The following is a 1,096-nucleotide window of genomic DNA, read 5'->3' on the forward strand; positions in this document are numbered from 1 at the left end:
TGTTGCCCGCCGAGTTCACGTCGGACAGGACGGACTGGAGGGTGAACTTCGTGCCGATGACGAACCGGTCGCGGCGGCTGCCCTTGAGCAGCTCGCCCAGGTACTTCTCCGACGTGCCGCCGGTGTAGTGGTCGGCGGTGTCGAGGAAGTTGCCGCCCGCCTCCTCGTAGAGGTCGAGGATGCGCGCGCTGGTCTCCTTCGGCGCTCCCCATCCCCAGTCCTCGCCGAACGTGACCGTGCCGAGGGCGAGTTCCGAGACCCGCAACCCGCTCCGGCCCAGCACTGTGTACCGCATCGAACCTCCTTGGTGTCGAGCTAGCGCTCGGTGGTGATGACGGGGCTGTACTGCTCGTAGAGCTCGATGAGCTCACCGGCCGGGCCGCGCACGAAGGCGACGCGCACCAGCATCTCCGGGTCGCCGTCGAGGGTGACCGTGGTGGGCTCGCCGGACCAGTCGCCGAAGCCGAACGGCAGGCCGCCCGCTTCGAGGCAGCGCCGGTACGACTCGTCCACGCTGGTCACGGTCAGGCCGATGTGGTGCACCGGCCCGGCGGAGGAGTCCTGGCCCGGCTCGCCGCCGGGGAAGAGCTCCAGGTAGGTCTGGCCCTCCAGCTCGATGTAGACGCCGCGGCCCTGGTACACGGTCCGGCCGGTGTCGGTGTAGGTCTTCGTCCACTCGTAGGTGCGGGAGAAGCCCAGTCCCTCGCGGTAGAAGCGGATCGACTCGTCCACGTCCGGGCAGAAGATCGCGACGTGCATCAGGGTCGCGGCGCCGGGCGGGCGGATGGACACGGGACTCATGCGATGCCTCCTCGTGCGGGTGCGGTCAGCGGTTGAGCCAGGCGGTGAGCCGGTCGGGCAGCTCGGCGGCCTCGTCCGGCGCGGCGGTCAGGGCGACGTGGCCGTCCGGGCGGACCAGCACGGCGTGCGGCAGGTCGGGGTCCACGGCGACGGCGAGCGGCACCCGGCCCTGCTGCGCGCTCTCCTTCACCGCCGCGCTCTGCGCCTCGGAGGGCAGCACGATCGACCAGCCCAGGCCGTCGGCCATGCCGGGGCGGGGCGGCATCCGGTCGCCCACCGCGGGCGAGGGACCGCC

3 protein-coding genes are annotated in these 1,096 nt (G+C 71.9%); all 3 read right to left on the bottom strand.

What is annotated here, in order from left to right; all coding sequences use genetic code 11:
* On the bottom strand, positions 1-295 hold a 295-nt coding region (locus tag AB0G02_RS37490), incomplete at its 3' end, for an aldo/keto reductase (RefSeq protein ID WP_360804447.1).
* Between the two features lie 20 nt (positions 296-315).
* A complete protein-coding gene (locus AB0G02_RS37495; RefSeq protein WP_360804450.1) occupies positions 316-801 on the bottom strand; it encodes a VOC family protein in 486 nt (161 codons plus the stop codon).
* 25 nt (positions 802-826) lie between these two features.
* The coding region (locus AB0G02_RS37500) for a hypothetical protein (RefSeq protein ID WP_360804453.1) at positions 827-1,096 on the bottom strand (270 nt) is incomplete at its 5' end.

Source organism: Actinosynnema sp. NPDC023658 (assembly GCF_040639995.1).
In the GTDB taxonomy this organism is placed as follows: Bacteria; Actinomycetota; Actinomycetes; order Mycobacteriales; family Pseudonocardiaceae; genus Actinosynnema.